13 protein-coding genes are annotated in these 14,616 nt (G+C 42.7%); 1 reads left to right on the plus strand and 12 read right to left on the minus strand.

Features of this window, described 5'->3' with window-relative positions:
• Nucleotides 1-143: 143 nt before the first annotated feature.
• From NE535_RS12090 to NE535_RS12145, 12 genes are all read right to left on the minus strand, one after another.
• Nucleotides 144-1,352 (minus strand): FtsX-like permease family protein, encoded by a 1,209-nt coding sequence (locus NE535_RS12090; RefSeq protein WP_261298895.1) that lies wholly within the window; start codon nucleotides 1,350-1,352, stop codon nucleotides 144-146.
• A 22-nt stretch (nucleotides 1,353-1,374) separates the two neighbouring features.
• Nucleotides 1,375-2,688: an ABC transporter permease gene (locus NE535_RS12095; RefSeq protein ID WP_261298896.1), complete on the minus strand. Its 1,314-nt coding sequence runs from the start codon at nucleotides 2,686-2,688 to the stop codon at nucleotides 1,375-1,377.
• Between the two features lie 18 nt (nucleotides 2,689-2,706).
• Nucleotides 2,707-3,405: an ABC transporter ATP-binding protein gene (locus tag NE535_RS12100; protein ID WP_226416011.1), complete on the minus strand. Its 699-nt coding sequence runs from the start codon at nucleotides 3,403-3,405 to the stop codon at nucleotides 2,707-2,709.
• A 125-nt stretch (nucleotides 3,406-3,530) separates the two neighbouring features.
• Nucleotides 3,531-3,752, minus strand: coding sequence for a hypothetical protein (locus tag NE535_RS12105; protein WP_261298897.1), 222 nt, complete (start codon nucleotides 3,750-3,752; stop codon nucleotides 3,531-3,533).
• Nucleotides 3,753-3,788: 36 nt separating this feature from the next.
• Nucleotides 3,789-5,048 (minus strand): efflux RND transporter periplasmic adaptor subunit, encoded by a 1,260-nt coding sequence (locus NE535_RS12110; protein WP_261298898.1) that lies wholly within the window; start codon nucleotides 5,046-5,048, stop codon nucleotides 3,789-3,791.
• Between the two features lie 415 nt (nucleotides 5,049-5,463).
• The gene (locus tag NE535_RS12115) at nucleotides 5,464-5,781 is read right to left on the minus strand and encodes a transposase domain-containing protein (RefSeq protein WP_261298899.1); all 318 of its coding nucleotides are present in this window, start codon (nucleotides 5,779-5,781) and stop codon (nucleotides 5,464-5,466) included.
• 90 nt (nucleotides 5,782-5,871) lie between these two features.
• Nucleotides 5,872-6,516: an adenylate kinase gene (gene adk / locus NE535_RS12120; protein ID WP_188842916.1), complete on the minus strand. Its 645-nt coding sequence runs from the start codon at nucleotides 6,514-6,516 to the stop codon at nucleotides 5,872-5,874.
• Between the two features lie 135 nt (nucleotides 6,517-6,651).
• A complete protein-coding gene (locus NE535_RS12125) occupies nucleotides 6,652-7,518 on the minus strand; it encodes a tetratricopeptide repeat protein (protein WP_261298900.1) in 867 nt (288 codons plus the stop codon).
• A gap of 58 nt (nucleotides 7,519-7,576) precedes the next feature.
• Nucleotides 7,577-9,490 (minus strand): molecular chaperone HtpG, encoded by a 1,914-nt coding sequence (gene htpG / locus NE535_RS12130; RefSeq protein ID WP_261298901.1) that lies wholly within the window; start codon nucleotides 9,488-9,490, stop codon nucleotides 7,577-7,579.
• 209 nt (nucleotides 9,491-9,699) lie between these two features.
• Nucleotides 9,700-10,299 carry a recombination mediator RecR gene (gene recR / locus NE535_RS12135; protein WP_261298902.1) on the minus strand — a complete coding sequence of 200 codons (600 nt, stop codon included), beginning with the start codon at nucleotides 10,297-10,299 and terminating at the stop codon, nucleotides 9,700-9,702.
• Between the two features lie 429 nt (nucleotides 10,300-10,728).
• Nucleotides 10,729-13,212: an ABC transporter permease gene (locus NE535_RS12140; RefSeq protein WP_261298903.1), complete on the minus strand. Its 2,484-nt coding sequence runs from the start codon at nucleotides 13,210-13,212 to the stop codon at nucleotides 10,729-10,731.
• On the minus strand, nucleotides 13,212-13,955 hold the full coding sequence (locus tag NE535_RS12145) for an ABC transporter ATP-binding protein (protein WP_261298904.1): 744 nt from the start codon (nucleotides 13,953-13,955) through the stop codon (nucleotides 13,212-13,214). The genes NE535_RS12140 and NE535_RS12145 overlap by 1 nt, the downstream gene beginning before the upstream one ends.
• A gap of 61 nt (nucleotides 13,956-14,016) precedes the next feature.
• Here NE535_RS12145 and NE535_RS12150 point away from each other — a divergent pair, with 61 nt between their 5' ends.
• Nucleotides 14,017-14,574, plus strand: coding sequence for an arylesterase (locus tag NE535_RS12150; RefSeq protein WP_261298956.1), 558 nt, complete (start codon nucleotides 14,017-14,019; stop codon nucleotides 14,572-14,574).
• The last annotated feature ends 42 nt before the right edge of the window (nucleotides 14,575-14,616 follow it).

Genomic DNA, 14,616 nt, shown 5'->3' on the forward strand with positions numbered 1-14,616 from the left:
CAATTTGGTTGCAGCAATACAAAAACATGTTTACACAAAGTCCGTTTATACAAAAATATTTAAAACAAAAAGGCACTAAACAATAACATGACAGAAAACCTCACTGTCACGCTATTGTTAACTACAAGCGCCCGTTTTGTATATTACACGCTGCGCGTTGCCATAGCAGGTGAAATATTAGCGGCTTTAGCTGCCGGCACTATTACTGCCAGCGTGGTCACAATCAATAAACCAATCACTGAAATAATCGGATAAATCATTGGCACCATAGGCAAGCTATACAATGACATTAATTGCTGACCCAGCACTAATGCTAACATACCGCCAATGACGCCGCCGACAATACAAATCAGGTAATTCTCCACCATAAAGTATTGAATAATATCGCGCTTATTAGCCCCTAGCGCACGGCGTGTGCCAATTTGCTTAGTGCGACGTTGAATGTTAAACATCACCATACCGGTTAATCCCAGCGCTGTAATTAACAGCAATAACACCACCATAATGCTCAATACCGTCGCCATTAAACGATGATTACTGTAAGTCAGGCTTTTTAATTCGGTCAGGGTTTGAAAGTTATCCAGTACGCGATTAGGGTTTTCAGCATTCAAGGCTTTACGAATCGCCTCTTCTAACGCAGGAATGTGCTCAGGTAAGGCTCGAACCATATAGGTTTTATTACTACTGCTACCACCAAAATCGATATTTTGGATCACACTGTATTCAAAGTTTTCATGGTCGATCCAAGCTCCTTGAAGCTTATCTACCACCCCTACAACCGTGACAGTCTGATCGCCTTGATACATGGTTTTGCCTAATGGCGATTCATCGCCCCAAAAAGCTTTGGCTAAGGGCTGCGACACTAACGCTAGCATGCCACTGTCACCTAAGTTGGTATTTATTTCGTCAGCGCTAAAATTACGTCCGGCAATCAGTTTTGCTCCCATGACATTCAATAAATGCTCGTTACCTAAATAAAATGCAAAACCTGGGGTACTTTTAGCGGTATCTTCGTTAGGGCTGTCAACCCAGCGATCCATCCAGCCACTGCCGCTTAACGGCAACATATTGCTATAACTGGCGTCAATCACATTTGGCAAGGCGCGTAAAATGAGTTGATCGACTTCATTTTGCTTGATGTTATCGATAGCCGGGTCAAAATTGTACACACTGAACGTCAATATTTGATCTTCTGCATAGCCAGACTCACGCTGCATTAGCGACAAACGCTCGTTAATAATAAAGCTAGCATTGGCCACAATCGCAACAGATAGAATTATCTGTAACAGCAATAAAATAGGCGCACTTTTGCTGCGCATTAAACTGGATAAAATCGGTTTGATATGTAACATGGTGAAGTCCTTATTTAATCCATTATTGGGCTTTTAAATACACGCTGGGTTTAGTGCGGCACACCACCCAAGCAGGATAAACCCCTGCCAATACTGCGGTAGAAATGGCAATTAACGGCGTAATAATCCACATACTGGCATCCAGCCCGGTCACACTTTGCTCCATTGCAAAATAACTGTGCAATGCGGTTAATGATCCCCATGCCCACAATAAGCCCACAACCCCACCAATAAAACCAATCATGCCCACTTCAACCATGTACTGACTAAAAATCTGTTCACGACTGGCACCAATCGCACGGCGAACACCTACTTCAGGGGCACGTTTCAGAAATTTGGTCAGTAAAAGCCCAAGAATATTCACCAAGCACACACTTAAAAACAACAAGCTTAAACCAACAAGAATTTTGTTATCTTTTGGCACCACATCATTATCTTCAAGCCATTTATCAATATCACTAATTTGCACAGCTTCCGCTGGGATTTTAGCCGTGTCCGTAAAGCGACCAATGGTGCGTTGTTGCTCGACATAGCGAGTTAACCAACCTTGAAGACTCTGTTTTTCATCTTCGCTATTCAATTCAGTCCAAAATTGAATCCACACTTTTTCAGATGTTAACCTGTCATTATACGTCAGCATGGGTTCGAACTTCCAACCACTGGTATTGCCCCACACATCAAATTCTTCTTGGCCTGTTAACGAGAACGGAATGAATATCTCTTCTGCATCATTAAACGCACCATTAAGTGGATCGTAGTACTTAGGTTGCGGATTCCAGTCATCAATCACCCCAACAATTTGGTATGGCTTACGGTCTAAAAACACCGTTTTACCGACACTATTTTTACCTTCAAAAAAGCGTAAATTTAACTTCTGGCTAATGACCACTTGATAAGCGGGGCGTAAATCAACGCTGGCATCCCAGTAGCTACCATAAACAAATGGTACTGAAAAAATCCTAAAAAAGTCTCTATCGGTTACCCGCACGCCTTGTAATACGGGTTCAATTTTAAGATTGTCTGACTGCATTGCTAAGCCGGTACGATACGTCGCCGCTTTTAAACCCAATTCTGTGTTATTGCGTAAGTTCATCGCGTCCATATAGGTGATATTTGAAATAAAATCATCCCAGGTATCTAAGCCTTGGCTCCACAGTTGAACCGAGTTAATCACCTCGCTGCGATCACCTGCTGGGTTGTAAGACATGGTTTTATAAACGTTTAAAGTTGTAATGGTAATGCCAATACCTATCGAAATCGCTAATACCATTAACATCGATAACATGGGTGTTTTACGAATACTTCGCCACGCTAAATCACAATAGTAAAAAAACATAGTGTTCCCCTTATGCGATTAACGCGTGCCCGTAGCAGCTTGTTGGTACATCGAAAAGTCACACACTTGGCCATCAACAATTTGAATATTGCGCTGGGCACGGCGGGCAAGTTCTGGGTCGTGGGTGACCATAATAATGGTGGTGCCTTGTTGATTGATATTTTCAAGTAGTTCCATCACTTGACGCGCCATTAAGCTGTCTAGGTTACCTGTTGGCTCATCGGCGAGTAAAAACCTTGGCTCGCCTGCTAAGGCACGTGCTATCGCGACCCTTTGTTGCTGCCCGCCAGACAACTGAGTCGGCAAATGCTTCATCCGTGCACCTAAACCCACTTGTTCTAATGCTGATTCAACTCGGCGCTTACGCTCACTCGCTTTCATACCGCGATAACGCAGCGGCACTTCGACGTTTTCGGCCAAGTTAAGATCAGGGATAAGGTTGAATCCTTGAAAGATAAAACCAATTTTTTCATTGCGTACTTTGGCGCTATTGTTGTCACTTAAATTCGACACATTAACGCCATCAAGGCTGAACTCGCCAGAGGTAAAACCTTCAAGTAAACCAGCAATATTCAAAAAGGTGGTTTTACCTGAACCAGAGGGACCGGTTACCGCCACAAATTCGCCCTCTTGTACTTCAAGGTTAAAGTCACGCAGGGCATGGGTTTCAACTAAATCGGTTTTAAATACTTTACTGATATTTTTCATGGATAACATACTGGCTTTCCTTAGTTTAATCGGTTGTAACACCTCAGTATTGATGGCGCTTAAGAGCAATACTGTTGATGTAAATACGGTTAATTCAAATTCTGTCGACATCTATTCTGCTGGCGTAAAAAGACTTAAAGCAGCAATTTAATTTGGGCAAGTGAGCTGATAGCAATATCGATACTGACCGTGTGACTATCACTTAAGAGTTGAGTCGATAAATGGCTGCCCATATCAATTAGGTGCAAACTTACCGACAACCAGTCAGTATGATTATCAATTCGATAAATCACTGCCACGACCAAAAGAAATAAAGCGGCGAGTTCAATAAGCTGTTTGCGTTGTATGACTGACATGGGATCCCCTTACTCGTTAAATTTTTAGTAATTAGCTTATCTGATCTGAATTTTAGGCTGATTTTTAAAGCTTTCAGTGCCTGATATCACCCACACCTCACCTTCTTCAGCACCGTCAAGCACTTCCACCTGGCTCATACTGCCCACACCAAGTTTGACTGTTTTTTGCTGCGCAACAGACTCGATCACTTGGTAGGCTATTTCACCGCCAAGATTAAGAAAATCGCCACGTTTGACCATCAGCACATTGGGTCTGTTTTCTAATAATACTCGGGCTGACAAACGCTGATTTTGACGTAAAGACAAGGTATTACTGTCAGCAAAGCGCACTCTGGCAGTGACTTCACGGTTACGTACTTCAGGTGATATTGACGACAACTGCCCCACCACATTGACGCTGCCAAAACTCAACTCAACATCCATACCTAGCCCAAGCTCATCGGCATAAGATTCCGGCACGGCCAGTTCGGCTTCAAAGGCGGTTAAATCGACTACGGTTAATATTGGCTGGCTAGCTGCAATACGCGCTTTTTGCTCCACCAGCCAATTACCGATAATGCCGCTAACAGGGGCGATGATATTGAGGGCATTTGCCTGGCGAGTTAACTCACTGACAACGAGAGCCTGGCGCTCTACCTCAAGGGTGCGATTTTTAATTTCGAAGGTCAGTGTGTCGCGCATTAAATCGACTTCTTGCTGAGCGTGTTTGTGTAGTAATTTGGCTTTGTGTAAATCATCTTTGCTTTTTTCAAAATCGATTTTGCTGATTAAACTCGATTCAATTAATTGATCACCACGACGGCTTTCACGATCCGCGGCTTCTAAATCTACTTTGGCCATGTCTAAAATCTGGCTAACGCGTAATTGCTCACGACGAGCATCTAATTTGGCACGCTCTAAACTGCCCTGCATACCTTCAAGTAATGACTGCTGTTGTTGCAGTTCACTTTGTAAACGTGGGCTGTCAATCTTAGCCACTACTTGCCCAAGTTCCACTTCATCGCCAGGCTGACTTAATAGCGTCACCACACCTTCTTCAGTGCTGTATAAAATCGGCGCGTTAGCCGCCACAATTTTCCCTGTAGTGGCAATATCTCGCACCAAGGTGCCACGGATCAGGGTTGCTAAACGTAAATCGGCACCATCAACTGAACGCACTGAACTGTCTTGGCCTAAACTCGCCCACACTAATGCACTCATCAATATTGCACCGCCACCTATTATCAAAGGCAAACGCAGTTTACGGCCTAATTTAGGTGCTATAACCGTATCTTGGCTGCTGGTATCTTTAATCATCTTGGTTCCTCGGTCGGTGCGAACAACACACCTCTCACATATATACCAAGACAAAGCACAAGCCATGCCACTAATTACATATTCATTAATTTCAATAACATACATAACAGAGTAGAGTATTCGACACTGTAGAAGTGTCCGCGGACAGGTTTAAAACTGTCCGCTATATGAAAAAGTGTCCGCGCGGACAGTCAAATGTAATCAAAAACTGAGTAATTAATACAGCGAAGGGAAAACGATACCAGTCCGTTGAGGTTCCGGACTGTAGCGTGCTGATAGCATAAAGCTGATAGTTGAAAACAGATTGAGGCTGATAACAATTAACTCACGTCTGATTAACATCAGTTACCCCTTGAACTTCAGTTTAGAAATAATATCAAAAAGGACTTTAAGGGGAAGCGGCTGTAAGTCGCTGTCAGGCTTGCGGGATAGCACTTGGTGCAACGGTTTCTGCCAGTTTATCAACTAACGTTAAGTCGAGCGTGGAGAAGACTTCGGCGATGGAACGCTTTCGGTATAGGCCAATGCCAACGATGAGCCAAACGACTAATTCTGCGGGAAGTTTTCTGCGCCTAATACTTGATTTATAGGTTAGCTCCAACGCTTGTTCAATCCATTCCAACGGCAATTCTTTTTGAAAGATAGATAGTTCTTCGGGGGCGGCAAGCAGTTCAGTATCAATAAGCCATTTAGACTGGCATAAAAAATGACTCCGTTCAAAAGAAGGAGTCATTTTCGTAGGATCATCTTTGATGTCAACCGATCAGTTTCTTAACTGATCGGTGTTATGCAAATGCAGGCTTTTTATTCACTGATGAAGTGATTATTTTAGCACCGCAGCTAATTGCTTGCTTACGGCGGCTACACTTTGAGTGCCATCAAACTTGTTGTACTCGGTACGGCCTTCTGCAGCAACTTTACCATAATAGTCAACTAATGGCTTAGTTTGCTCATGATAGATACCTAAACGCTTACGAACAGTCGACTCTTCGTCATCTGGACGAATTGCTAATTCTTCACCGGTAACGTCATCTTTACCTTCCACTTTTGGTGGATTAAATACAACGTGATAAACACGGCCAGAACCAGAGTGAACACGACGACCACTCATGCGCTTAACAATTTCTTCGTCTGGCACGTCAATTTCAATCACGTGATCAATCACAATGCCATTAGCAGCCATTGCATCAGCTTGTGGAATTGTGCGAGGGAAACCATCAAGTAAGAAGCCTTTAGCACAGTCATCTTGTGCGATACGTTCTTTTACTAAACCAATGATTAAGTCATCTGAAACTAGTTGGCCAGCATCCATTACCTTCTTGGCTTCTAAACCAAGTGGTGTTCCCGCTTTAACCGCAGCACGCAACATATCACCAGTAGAGATTTGTGGGATACCATATTGCTCCATAATAAATTGAGCTTGGGTACCTTTACCGGCACCTGGGGCACCTAATAAAATAATGCGCATCTCTAAAGTCCTCTTTTAAGATTATATTCTTTTTAGGGCGGCGATTTTCGCATATCTGCCGCACTATTCATAGTGGCAAACACACTCCATTAGACCTATATCTAATAAGCGCGCCCCAATTGAAGCTAAGCGTGTTTAATACAGCAGGGTGTATAATTTGCGGCGATATTGATTTGCCAAGGCATTGCCCTGCCCCATAGCGGTTAATATTTCCAAGAACACTTGTTTAACTTTACCATCGGCTGCATTCAAATCTTTTTGTAAAAAACCAAAAAGCGTGTCTAACGCTTCTTCATTACGTTGGGCTTTGTTAAGTGCTTTAGCTAAATCAATTGATAATGAAATATCTGCAGGATTACTTTCAAGTTGTTGTTGAAGATCACGAATTTCAGGTGTATCAGCAGCATCTTCAGCTAATGCGAGTTTAGCTTTTAAATTTTGATAATAGCTGTCTTGATCCGCCAACCCAATGCTCGACAGTATCGTTTTTGCATCACTTAGCAGATTTAATTGTAAATACACATCCGCCTGCACTAATTGCACCTGAGCAAGCTTATCCGCTTGTTGTGCAATCTCTTTGAGTTCTACACTTAGGTTGGTTAGTGTTTCAGCCGTTAATGGTTCACTTTGTGCCAACTGTGCTTTAACGTCTTCAAATGCTTGTAACCACATCGGCGGTAAATGTTTATCCAGTAACGCGGTAACACTTACGCTGTCTTGCACACCAGCAAAGCCATCAATTGGGCGACCTTTATCTAACACAAGCGTGGTAGGTAAACTTTGAATTTGAAAATATTGCGCAATTTCCATTTCCGCTTCACAGTCAACCGATGCCAAAATGAAACGCCCTTGTTGTGCGTTAGCTAACTGGGTAAGTGTTTGTAGCATTTGCATGCTTTCAGGCTGCTGCTGGGCAAAAAAGGTTAATACCACCATTTTTTCCATCGAGGTATCAACAACTTGCTGGATGTTTTCTTTAGTTAACGAAATGATATGGTCCATAGGTCCCCTTAAAGTGCAAAAAGCGGACATGTAGTCCGCTTTCATATCCGCTCAAGTGTTATTTAAAGCTCGACATCAACATTTGGTTCATTAATTTAATGAATGCCGATGGATCAGCTAAACTGCCTTTCTCTGAAAGTTGCGCTTGTTGTAATAACAAGTTTGACCAATCAGCAAACAGTTGCTCGTCTTGTTCGCTGTTCAAACGCTCGACCAACGGATGCGTTGGGTTGATTTCAAATGTCGGCTTAGAGTCAGGCACTGGCTGACCGGCTGCTTGCATTAATTTAATCATTTGGGTCGACATTTCGCCTTCACCCGTTACCACACATGCTGGAGTATCGGTTAAACGAGACGTCACTTTTACATCAGACACTTTGCCATCAAGTGCCGCTTTAATACGCTCAACTAAGCCTTTAGACTCTTCAGCCACTTTTTCTTGGGCTTCTTTGTCAGCTTCATCTTCTAATGAACCTAACTCTAAATCGCCTTTAGTGACTGAATGCAGTTTTTTGCCTTTGTACTCGGTTAAATGGTTAATTAACCATTCATCGATACGTTCTGACATTAACAACACTTCAATGCCTTTTTTACGCAATAATTCAAGGTGTGGACTATTTACTGCAGCGTCATGACTATCTGCTACGATATAGTAAATCTTTTCCTGCCCTTCTTTCATGCGTTCAATGTAGGCATCTAACGATACAGTCGTTGCCGCGGTATTATCGTGAGTTGATGCAAAGCGCAGAAGGCTGGCAATACGTTCACGGTTAGCAAAATCTTCAGCAGGACCTTCTTTTAACACCTGACCAAACTCAGCCCAAAAAGCCTGATACTTTTCAGCATCATCTTTAGCTAGCTTTTCAAGCATACCCAGCACACGTTTGGTTAATGCTGTGCGTAATGACTTGGTGATTTGGTTATCTTGTAAAATTTCACGCGAAACGTTTAATGGCAGATCTTTCGAGTCAATTAAGCCTTTTACAAAACGTAAATAGGTCGGCATAAACTGCTCAGCATCATCCATAACAAACACGCGCTGAACAAACAGTTTTAATCCGTGCTTGTGTTCGCGGTTAAACATATCAAACGGCGCTTTTGATGGTATATACAATAAGCTAGTATATTCCTGCTTACCTTCAACACGGTTATGTGACCACTTTAATGCATCGCTGTAATCGTGCGAAATATGCTTGTAAAACTCTTGATATTCTTCATCAGAAATATCTGATTTATTACGAGTCCAAAGCGCAGTCGCTTTGTTCATTGGTTTCCAAAAACCTTCGGTTGCTGGAATTTTTTCACCGTCTGGACCATCTGATTCAGGAGTACCTTCTTCAAACATTTGCACAGGTACAGAAATATGGTCTGAATATTTTGTAATGATTGAGCGTAAACGATAATCATCAGCAAACTCTTTTTCTTCATCACGTAAATGCAAGGTGATTTCGGTACCGCGGGTATTTTTGGTGATGTTATCTACGCTAAATGAACCTTCACCTTCGGATTCCCACAATACGCCTTCATTTGCTGGTTTACCCGCCGCACGAGTGCGAACAGTGACCTTTTTAGCCACGATAAATGCTGAGTAAAAACCGACACCAAATTGGCCGATTAATTGTGAATCTTTAGACGCTTCACCAGAAAGATGGCTAAAAAACTCTTTGGTACCTGATTTAGCAATAGTACCTAAATGCTCAATCACACCGTCGCGAGTCATACCGATACCATTATCAGAAATGGTCACTGTGCCTTTTTCAGTGTCGGTGCTGATACGCACGCGCAAATCACCATCGCCTTCATATAAGGCATCATCCGTTAAGGCTAAGTAACGGAGTTTGTCCGCCGCATCGGCCGCATTTGAAACTAATTCACGTAAGAAAATCTCTTTGTTTGAATACAGAGAGTGGATCATCAAATGCAGTAACTGTTTAACTTCGGTTTGAAAACCATGTGTTTCTTGTTGTGACATGAATAATTCCCTTGATAGTACTTTGAGGTATTACATAACAGTCACTTTATGCGGGTAACTTGATAACACCGCCAAAGCGACCACTTTAAAATGCTTTGATATACAAGAGATGGGGCTTAGGGAATACAATTCAAGGGGGAGGTGTTTTTTTGCTTATTTTTTAAGCCATCACCCACTAAGTGATGATGACTTAAGCATGAACGATAAGGTTATAATTTTATGCGCCCATTAAACGATAAGGCCAACGTCGTGCTGTCAACATATTCTAATTCGCCTCCCACTGGCACGCCATGGGCAATACGGCTAATGACCACATTATGACGGCGAGCCATATCGGCAATAAAATGGGCTGTGGCATCACCTTCAACCGTTGGGTTGGTGGCTAAAATTAGCTCTTGCACATCATCGGACGATAATTGTTGCTCCAATAAGGCCAATCCTAACTCTTCAGGTCCAATGCCATCCAGTGGCGATAAATGTCCAAGCAATACAAAGTAACGACCATTAAAGTGGCCACCAGCCTCAATCGCTAATACATCAGCAGGGGTTTCAACCACACAAATAACGTCGGCATTACCTCGTTTATGGCTAGCACAAATCGGGCATAAATCCTGTTCAGTAAAGGTTCTACATCCTTTGCAATGCCCAACCTCAGACATGGCTTTTTGTAATGATTCGGCAAGCTTAATACCGGCTTTTCTCTCACGCTCTAATAATTGAAAAGCCATGCGTTGTGCCGATTTGGGACCAACACCAGGTAAAATTCGCAGCGATTGAATAAGCTCATCGACCAACGGGCTGAATTTCATATTTATAACAAACCTTCAAATCTAAATAGCATAAGCATTAATGTGGCTGATTATTCACTGTGTCATCTAAGATTGCAAAACAGATTGCAAAAACATCCAAGTTAAAATGGCTAAACGATACTGGGTAATGGGGTTTTATCGATATTTCAGCACATTCTATTGCAAGCGTTGACTTCATATGTCCTAAGGCCTTTTATCTTTCAAGGTTATTTTTACAGCGAATTATTGGTCATTTGTACAAAGCAGAGACTTTGTGGTGTCGTTATTCTACATAAGAAGTCGATAACGCAGTACAAATGACCAACAAACGCGGCCCGAAGGGTTTGACTTCAACAACATATAACCACAAATGATCATCAGCCTTAACGTTAACCAAATCACATGTTAAGTAACAATTTGGGAGAGACAAAGCATCTCCCTAATATTGTTTTATCCTGCTTTTAACAAATCACTGCAAGATTGGTTTAACAGCTGTCGGCAACGCCACATGCCTAATATTGACACTACTGCAGCACCTGATAACGGAGCAATAATCCACCAGGGCCAATGCATATAAACCACTAATTCAAACACCTGCGTTTTAAGCATATAAAGCGCAAACTCTGCCACGATCACAGCTAACAACCCAGCGATAGCACCAAGTAGTGCAAACTCTAATCCAGTTGCTGAACGCAATAGCCAACCGGATGCGCCAAAGGTTCGCAGCACCGCCAGCTCCCGCTGCCTTGTTGCCATGCCCGCTTCCGTTTGTGCAATCAACACTAACGCACTGGCCAAAAGCACAAGCGCTAAAACAAGACTGAGCGATAATGACACTTGATCAATAATCTGCCTTAATTGTCCAACCATAGCGCCCACATCTATCACTGAAATAGTCGGAAACTGTTGGATTAATTGCAGCACAACCGCATTAGCACTCAATTGGCTGCCCGCCTGTTTAAGCTTGTCATCATCTAAATGAAAACTGGCCATGGAAGTATAGTTAAACTTATCAAGAGCTTTGGGCCTAAAAATCATAAAGAAATTCGGCTGCAATGTTTCCCATTGCACATTACGAATACTGGTTGCTTTAACCGTAAATGACTGATTATCAATATTGAATGTCATGGTATCATTCAAAACCAACCCAAGTCGCTCTGCCACACCAGACTCAACAGACACTTCATCGTCAGCCAGATTAAACGTCCCTTCAACAATCGGATTATTTGGCGGTAAAGTATCTCGATAGGTTAAATTTAACTCGCGAGAAATCCCCACACGGCCAGTCATGCCAGCATCTTGTTGCTCACCTGAAATTAACTCTTCACCATTGATGTGGGTTAATCGCCCGCGGATAACAGGATAAATATCGGTTGCTTGTATTTGATGTAGATCCAAAAATTGCTGCAAAGGTTGGGTATCTTCAGGGGCAATATTAACCAAAAAGTAATTAGGTGCATCTTCGGGCAACTGTTTTTGCCATTCATTTAGTAAGTCTTGTCGCAAAGCCAATATGGTTAGCAGCAATACCAGAGCACTACTAAAGCCGACCAACTGAACCGCGTTTTGTCTTGCTCTGCGGCGAAGCCCTGCTAAAGCTAACTGTAATGGGTTGGTGGTTTTCATGCCCACACTGTGGCCCATTCTGATCATCACAAACCCAAGAATACTGAGCAGTAAACCCAGCAACAATACTGTAAGCACTACTGTCATGGTTAATGCGATACTTCTTGAGTACAGGTAGCCCAATAATGCCATAGCACCTAAACTGAGTAGCAAATGTAGCCACATCCCCAGTTGTAACCCTTCCAGCTGACGCTGCAATACCCGTAAAGGTGGAATAGCTAATAAGCGCATGAGTGGATAAGCCGAAAACATAAAAGCGCTGATTAATCCAGTCGACATTCCCAGTAAAAATGGGCGTAAATAAGGTGGCGAATAAGCCGCGATTTCAGGTGGCAAGAATTGGGTTATCGCTAAATCAAGTAATAAACCACCCAATAGTCCCAGCACAATCCCAAGTAACGTCACCAGCATCAAATGCAAGCCAAACAATAATCGGATTTGTTTAGCTGATGCGCCAAAGGTTTTTAGCATGGCCACAACATCATAATGGCGCTGACAATAACGCTGAGCAGCAATACCTATTGCAGCGCAGGCTAACGCGATACCTAGTAAACTGGCTAATAATAAAAAACGTTCCGCACGTTTTACCGCGGAGGCAATTGGCGAATCACCAGACTGTACATCTACCCATCGCTGACTGTTATTGAGTAAAGGCTTCGCCTGTTGTTCAAATTCGGCTAACGCGTCTGTATCTCCTGTGAATTGATAAATATAACTGACCCGACTACCTGGTTGAATAATGCCGGTTGCATTAACATCATCAAGGCGCATCAGTAACACAGGCGCCGATGCAAAGGGATTAAAACCGCCGTCGGGTAAGCGGCTAATTTCAGCTGATAGGGTTAAAATGCTATTCCCTAATTCTAAAGACTTTGGGTAACCTAACAATCCGCCTAAACGATTTTCATACCAGGCTTCGCCCTTGGAGGGTAATGCTGAGGTTTCACCGCTCGATAATTCAATTTTACCTTTTAAAGGGTAAGCCTCACCCACCGCTTTAATGGTCACTAATTGAAATTTATCACCGGCATAGACCATAGAGTTAAATTGCATATTAGTAACATGCTTAAGGCTTAACTCATCGGCGATTGCCAATAATTTAGGATCAACCGCCACAGGAGAATTTATGATGCGATCAGCCGCGATAAAGGTAGCTGCTTCACCGTTAATCGCTACCTGTAAGCGCTCACTGACGCGCGCTAAACCACTCACAGATAACACGGCAAGGGTTATAGCCAACACAATAAGCAGTAACTGACCTTGGGCTAATTCTCGTTTGAAAAGGCGCCATGCTAATTGCCACTCCATTAACTCATCTCCTCTGTCATCAAAGGTTGATTAATGGTTTTAGCTTGGGTGTTATTGGCTTCGGTAAGCAGGCCACTGTCCATTACAAACTGGCGCTTACAGCGTTTTGCTAATTGTAAATCATGGGTAACCAAGACTAGTGTGGTGTCGCTTTCTTGGTTTAACGCAAATAACATGTCAGCAATTTTGTCGCCATTTACACTATCTAAATTACCTGTGGGTTCATCAGCAAAAAGTACTTTGGGCTCACAAATAAAGGCGCGCGCAATGGCCACCCTTTGTTGCTCACCGCCTGATAATTGCTTAGGTAAATGGGTCAACCTGTGGCTTAATCCGACACGTTCAAGCATATTTTGAGCTTTTTGTTTGGCATCTTTAACACCGGCCAATTCTGCTGGCAACATGACATTTTCGAGAGCCGTTAAGGTATCAACTAGCATAAATGATTGAAAAATGAAGCTGACTTTCTTTTTTCGCAGCGCTGCTTTTTGCTCTTCATTGAGACCTGACAACGCCGAGCCAGCTAATAATATTTCACCCGATGTAGGTGTATCTAGTGCGGCAAGTAGCCCGAGTAACGTTGACTTGCCAGATCCAGACGGTCCTAAAATTGCAACACTATCTCCTTGCTTGACATCCATGTTGATGCCCTTGAGGATAGTAAGCTCACCTTCTTGAGTTACCACTGTTTTTATGAGGTTAGTTACTGTAATGGCACTAGAGTCTTTAGCAAAATTCGACATAGGATCCTTCTTAACATTAGCGATTAAGCGCAGTCTTGCTACGCTAATTGTTGTTTTATCAATTTCTTCTTCCAGCTATGCTGCCACGATTTTGATACTAGGTGATAGCTTAAGTGCAGGATATGGTATGGAAGAAGAGCAAGGTTGGGTGCAATTGTTACGTAATGAGCTCCCTCAGCACACCATTATAAATGGCTCGGTTAGTGGTGAGACATCAGCTGGCGGTGCTAGACGTATCGCGGATTTACTCGCTTCTAGCCAATTTGACTTAGTCGTCATTGAGTTGGGCGGTAATGATGGATTACGAGGTTTTCCACCGACTCAATTGAAATCAAATCTTACAAAAATCATTGAAGCCTCTCAGCAAATTGATGCAAAAGTGTTACTCACCGAAGTCATGGTCCCTCCCAATTATGGGCCTCGTTACAGCAAGATGTTTAATGATGTCTTTTATGAGTTAGCCGACAGTTACAACATTCCGCTGATCCCTTTTTTCATGCAAGACATCGCTCCCACCCCCTCATTGATGCAACGAGACGGCATTCATCCCAATGTGGAAGCACAGCCAATCATTACGCAATGGATGAAACCCTGGATCATTGATGTGTTAGAAAAGTGATCTAGATAAAATTTATTCAGCATAAAATCTTAAAATAGTCAT

Source organism: Shewanella holmiensis (assembly GCF_025370255.1).
Taxonomy (GTDB): domain Bacteria; phylum Pseudomonadota; class Gammaproteobacteria; order Enterobacterales; family Shewanellaceae; genus Shewanella; species Shewanella holmiensis.

Excerpts from the sequence above, each read along its gene's own strand:
- NE535_RS12090 (WP_261298895.1), bottom strand. The coding sequence starts at position 1,352 with ATGTTACATATCAAACCGATTTTATCCAGTTTAATGCGCAGCAAAAGT.
- NE535_RS12095 (WP_261298896.1), bottom strand. The coding sequence starts at position 2,688 with ATGTTTTTTTACTATTGTGATTTAGCGTGGCGAAGTATTCGTAAAACA.
- NE535_RS12100 (WP_226416011.1), bottom strand. The coding sequence starts at position 3,405 with ATGTTATCCATGAAAAATATCAGTAAAGTATTTAAAACCGATTTAGTT.
- NE535_RS12105 (WP_261298897.1), bottom strand. The coding sequence starts at position 3,752 with ATGTCAGTCATACAACGCAAACAGCTTATTGAACTCGCCGCTTTATTT.
- NE535_RS12110 (WP_261298898.1), bottom strand. The coding sequence starts at position 5,048 with ATGATTAAAGATACCAGCAGCCAAGATACGGTTATAGCACCTAAATTA.
- NE535_RS12115 (WP_261298899.1), bottom strand. The coding sequence starts at position 5,781 with ATGACTCCTTCTTTTGAACGGAGTCATTTTTTATGCCAGTCTAAATGG.
- adk (WP_188842916.1), bottom strand. The coding sequence starts at position 6,516 with ATGCGCATTATTTTATTAGGTGCCCCAGGTGCCGGTAAAGGTACCCAA.
- NE535_RS12125 (WP_261298900.1), bottom strand. The coding sequence starts at position 7,518 with ATGGACCATATCATTTCGTTAACTAAAGAAAACATCCAGCAAGTTGTT.
- htpG (WP_261298901.1), bottom strand. The coding sequence starts at position 9,490 with ATGTCACAACAAGAAACACATGGTTTTCAAACCGAAGTTAAACAGTTA.
- recR (WP_261298902.1), bottom strand. The coding sequence starts at position 10,299 with ATGAAATTCAGCCCGTTGGTCGATGAGCTTATTCAATCGCTGCGAATT.
- NE535_RS12140 (WP_261298903.1), bottom strand. The coding sequence starts at position 13,212 with ATGGAGTGGCAATTAGCATGGCGCCTTTTCAAACGAGAATTAGCCCAA.
- NE535_RS12145 (WP_261298904.1), bottom strand. The coding sequence starts at position 13,955 with ATGTCGAATTTTGCTAAAGACTCTAGTGCCATTACAGTAACTAACCTC.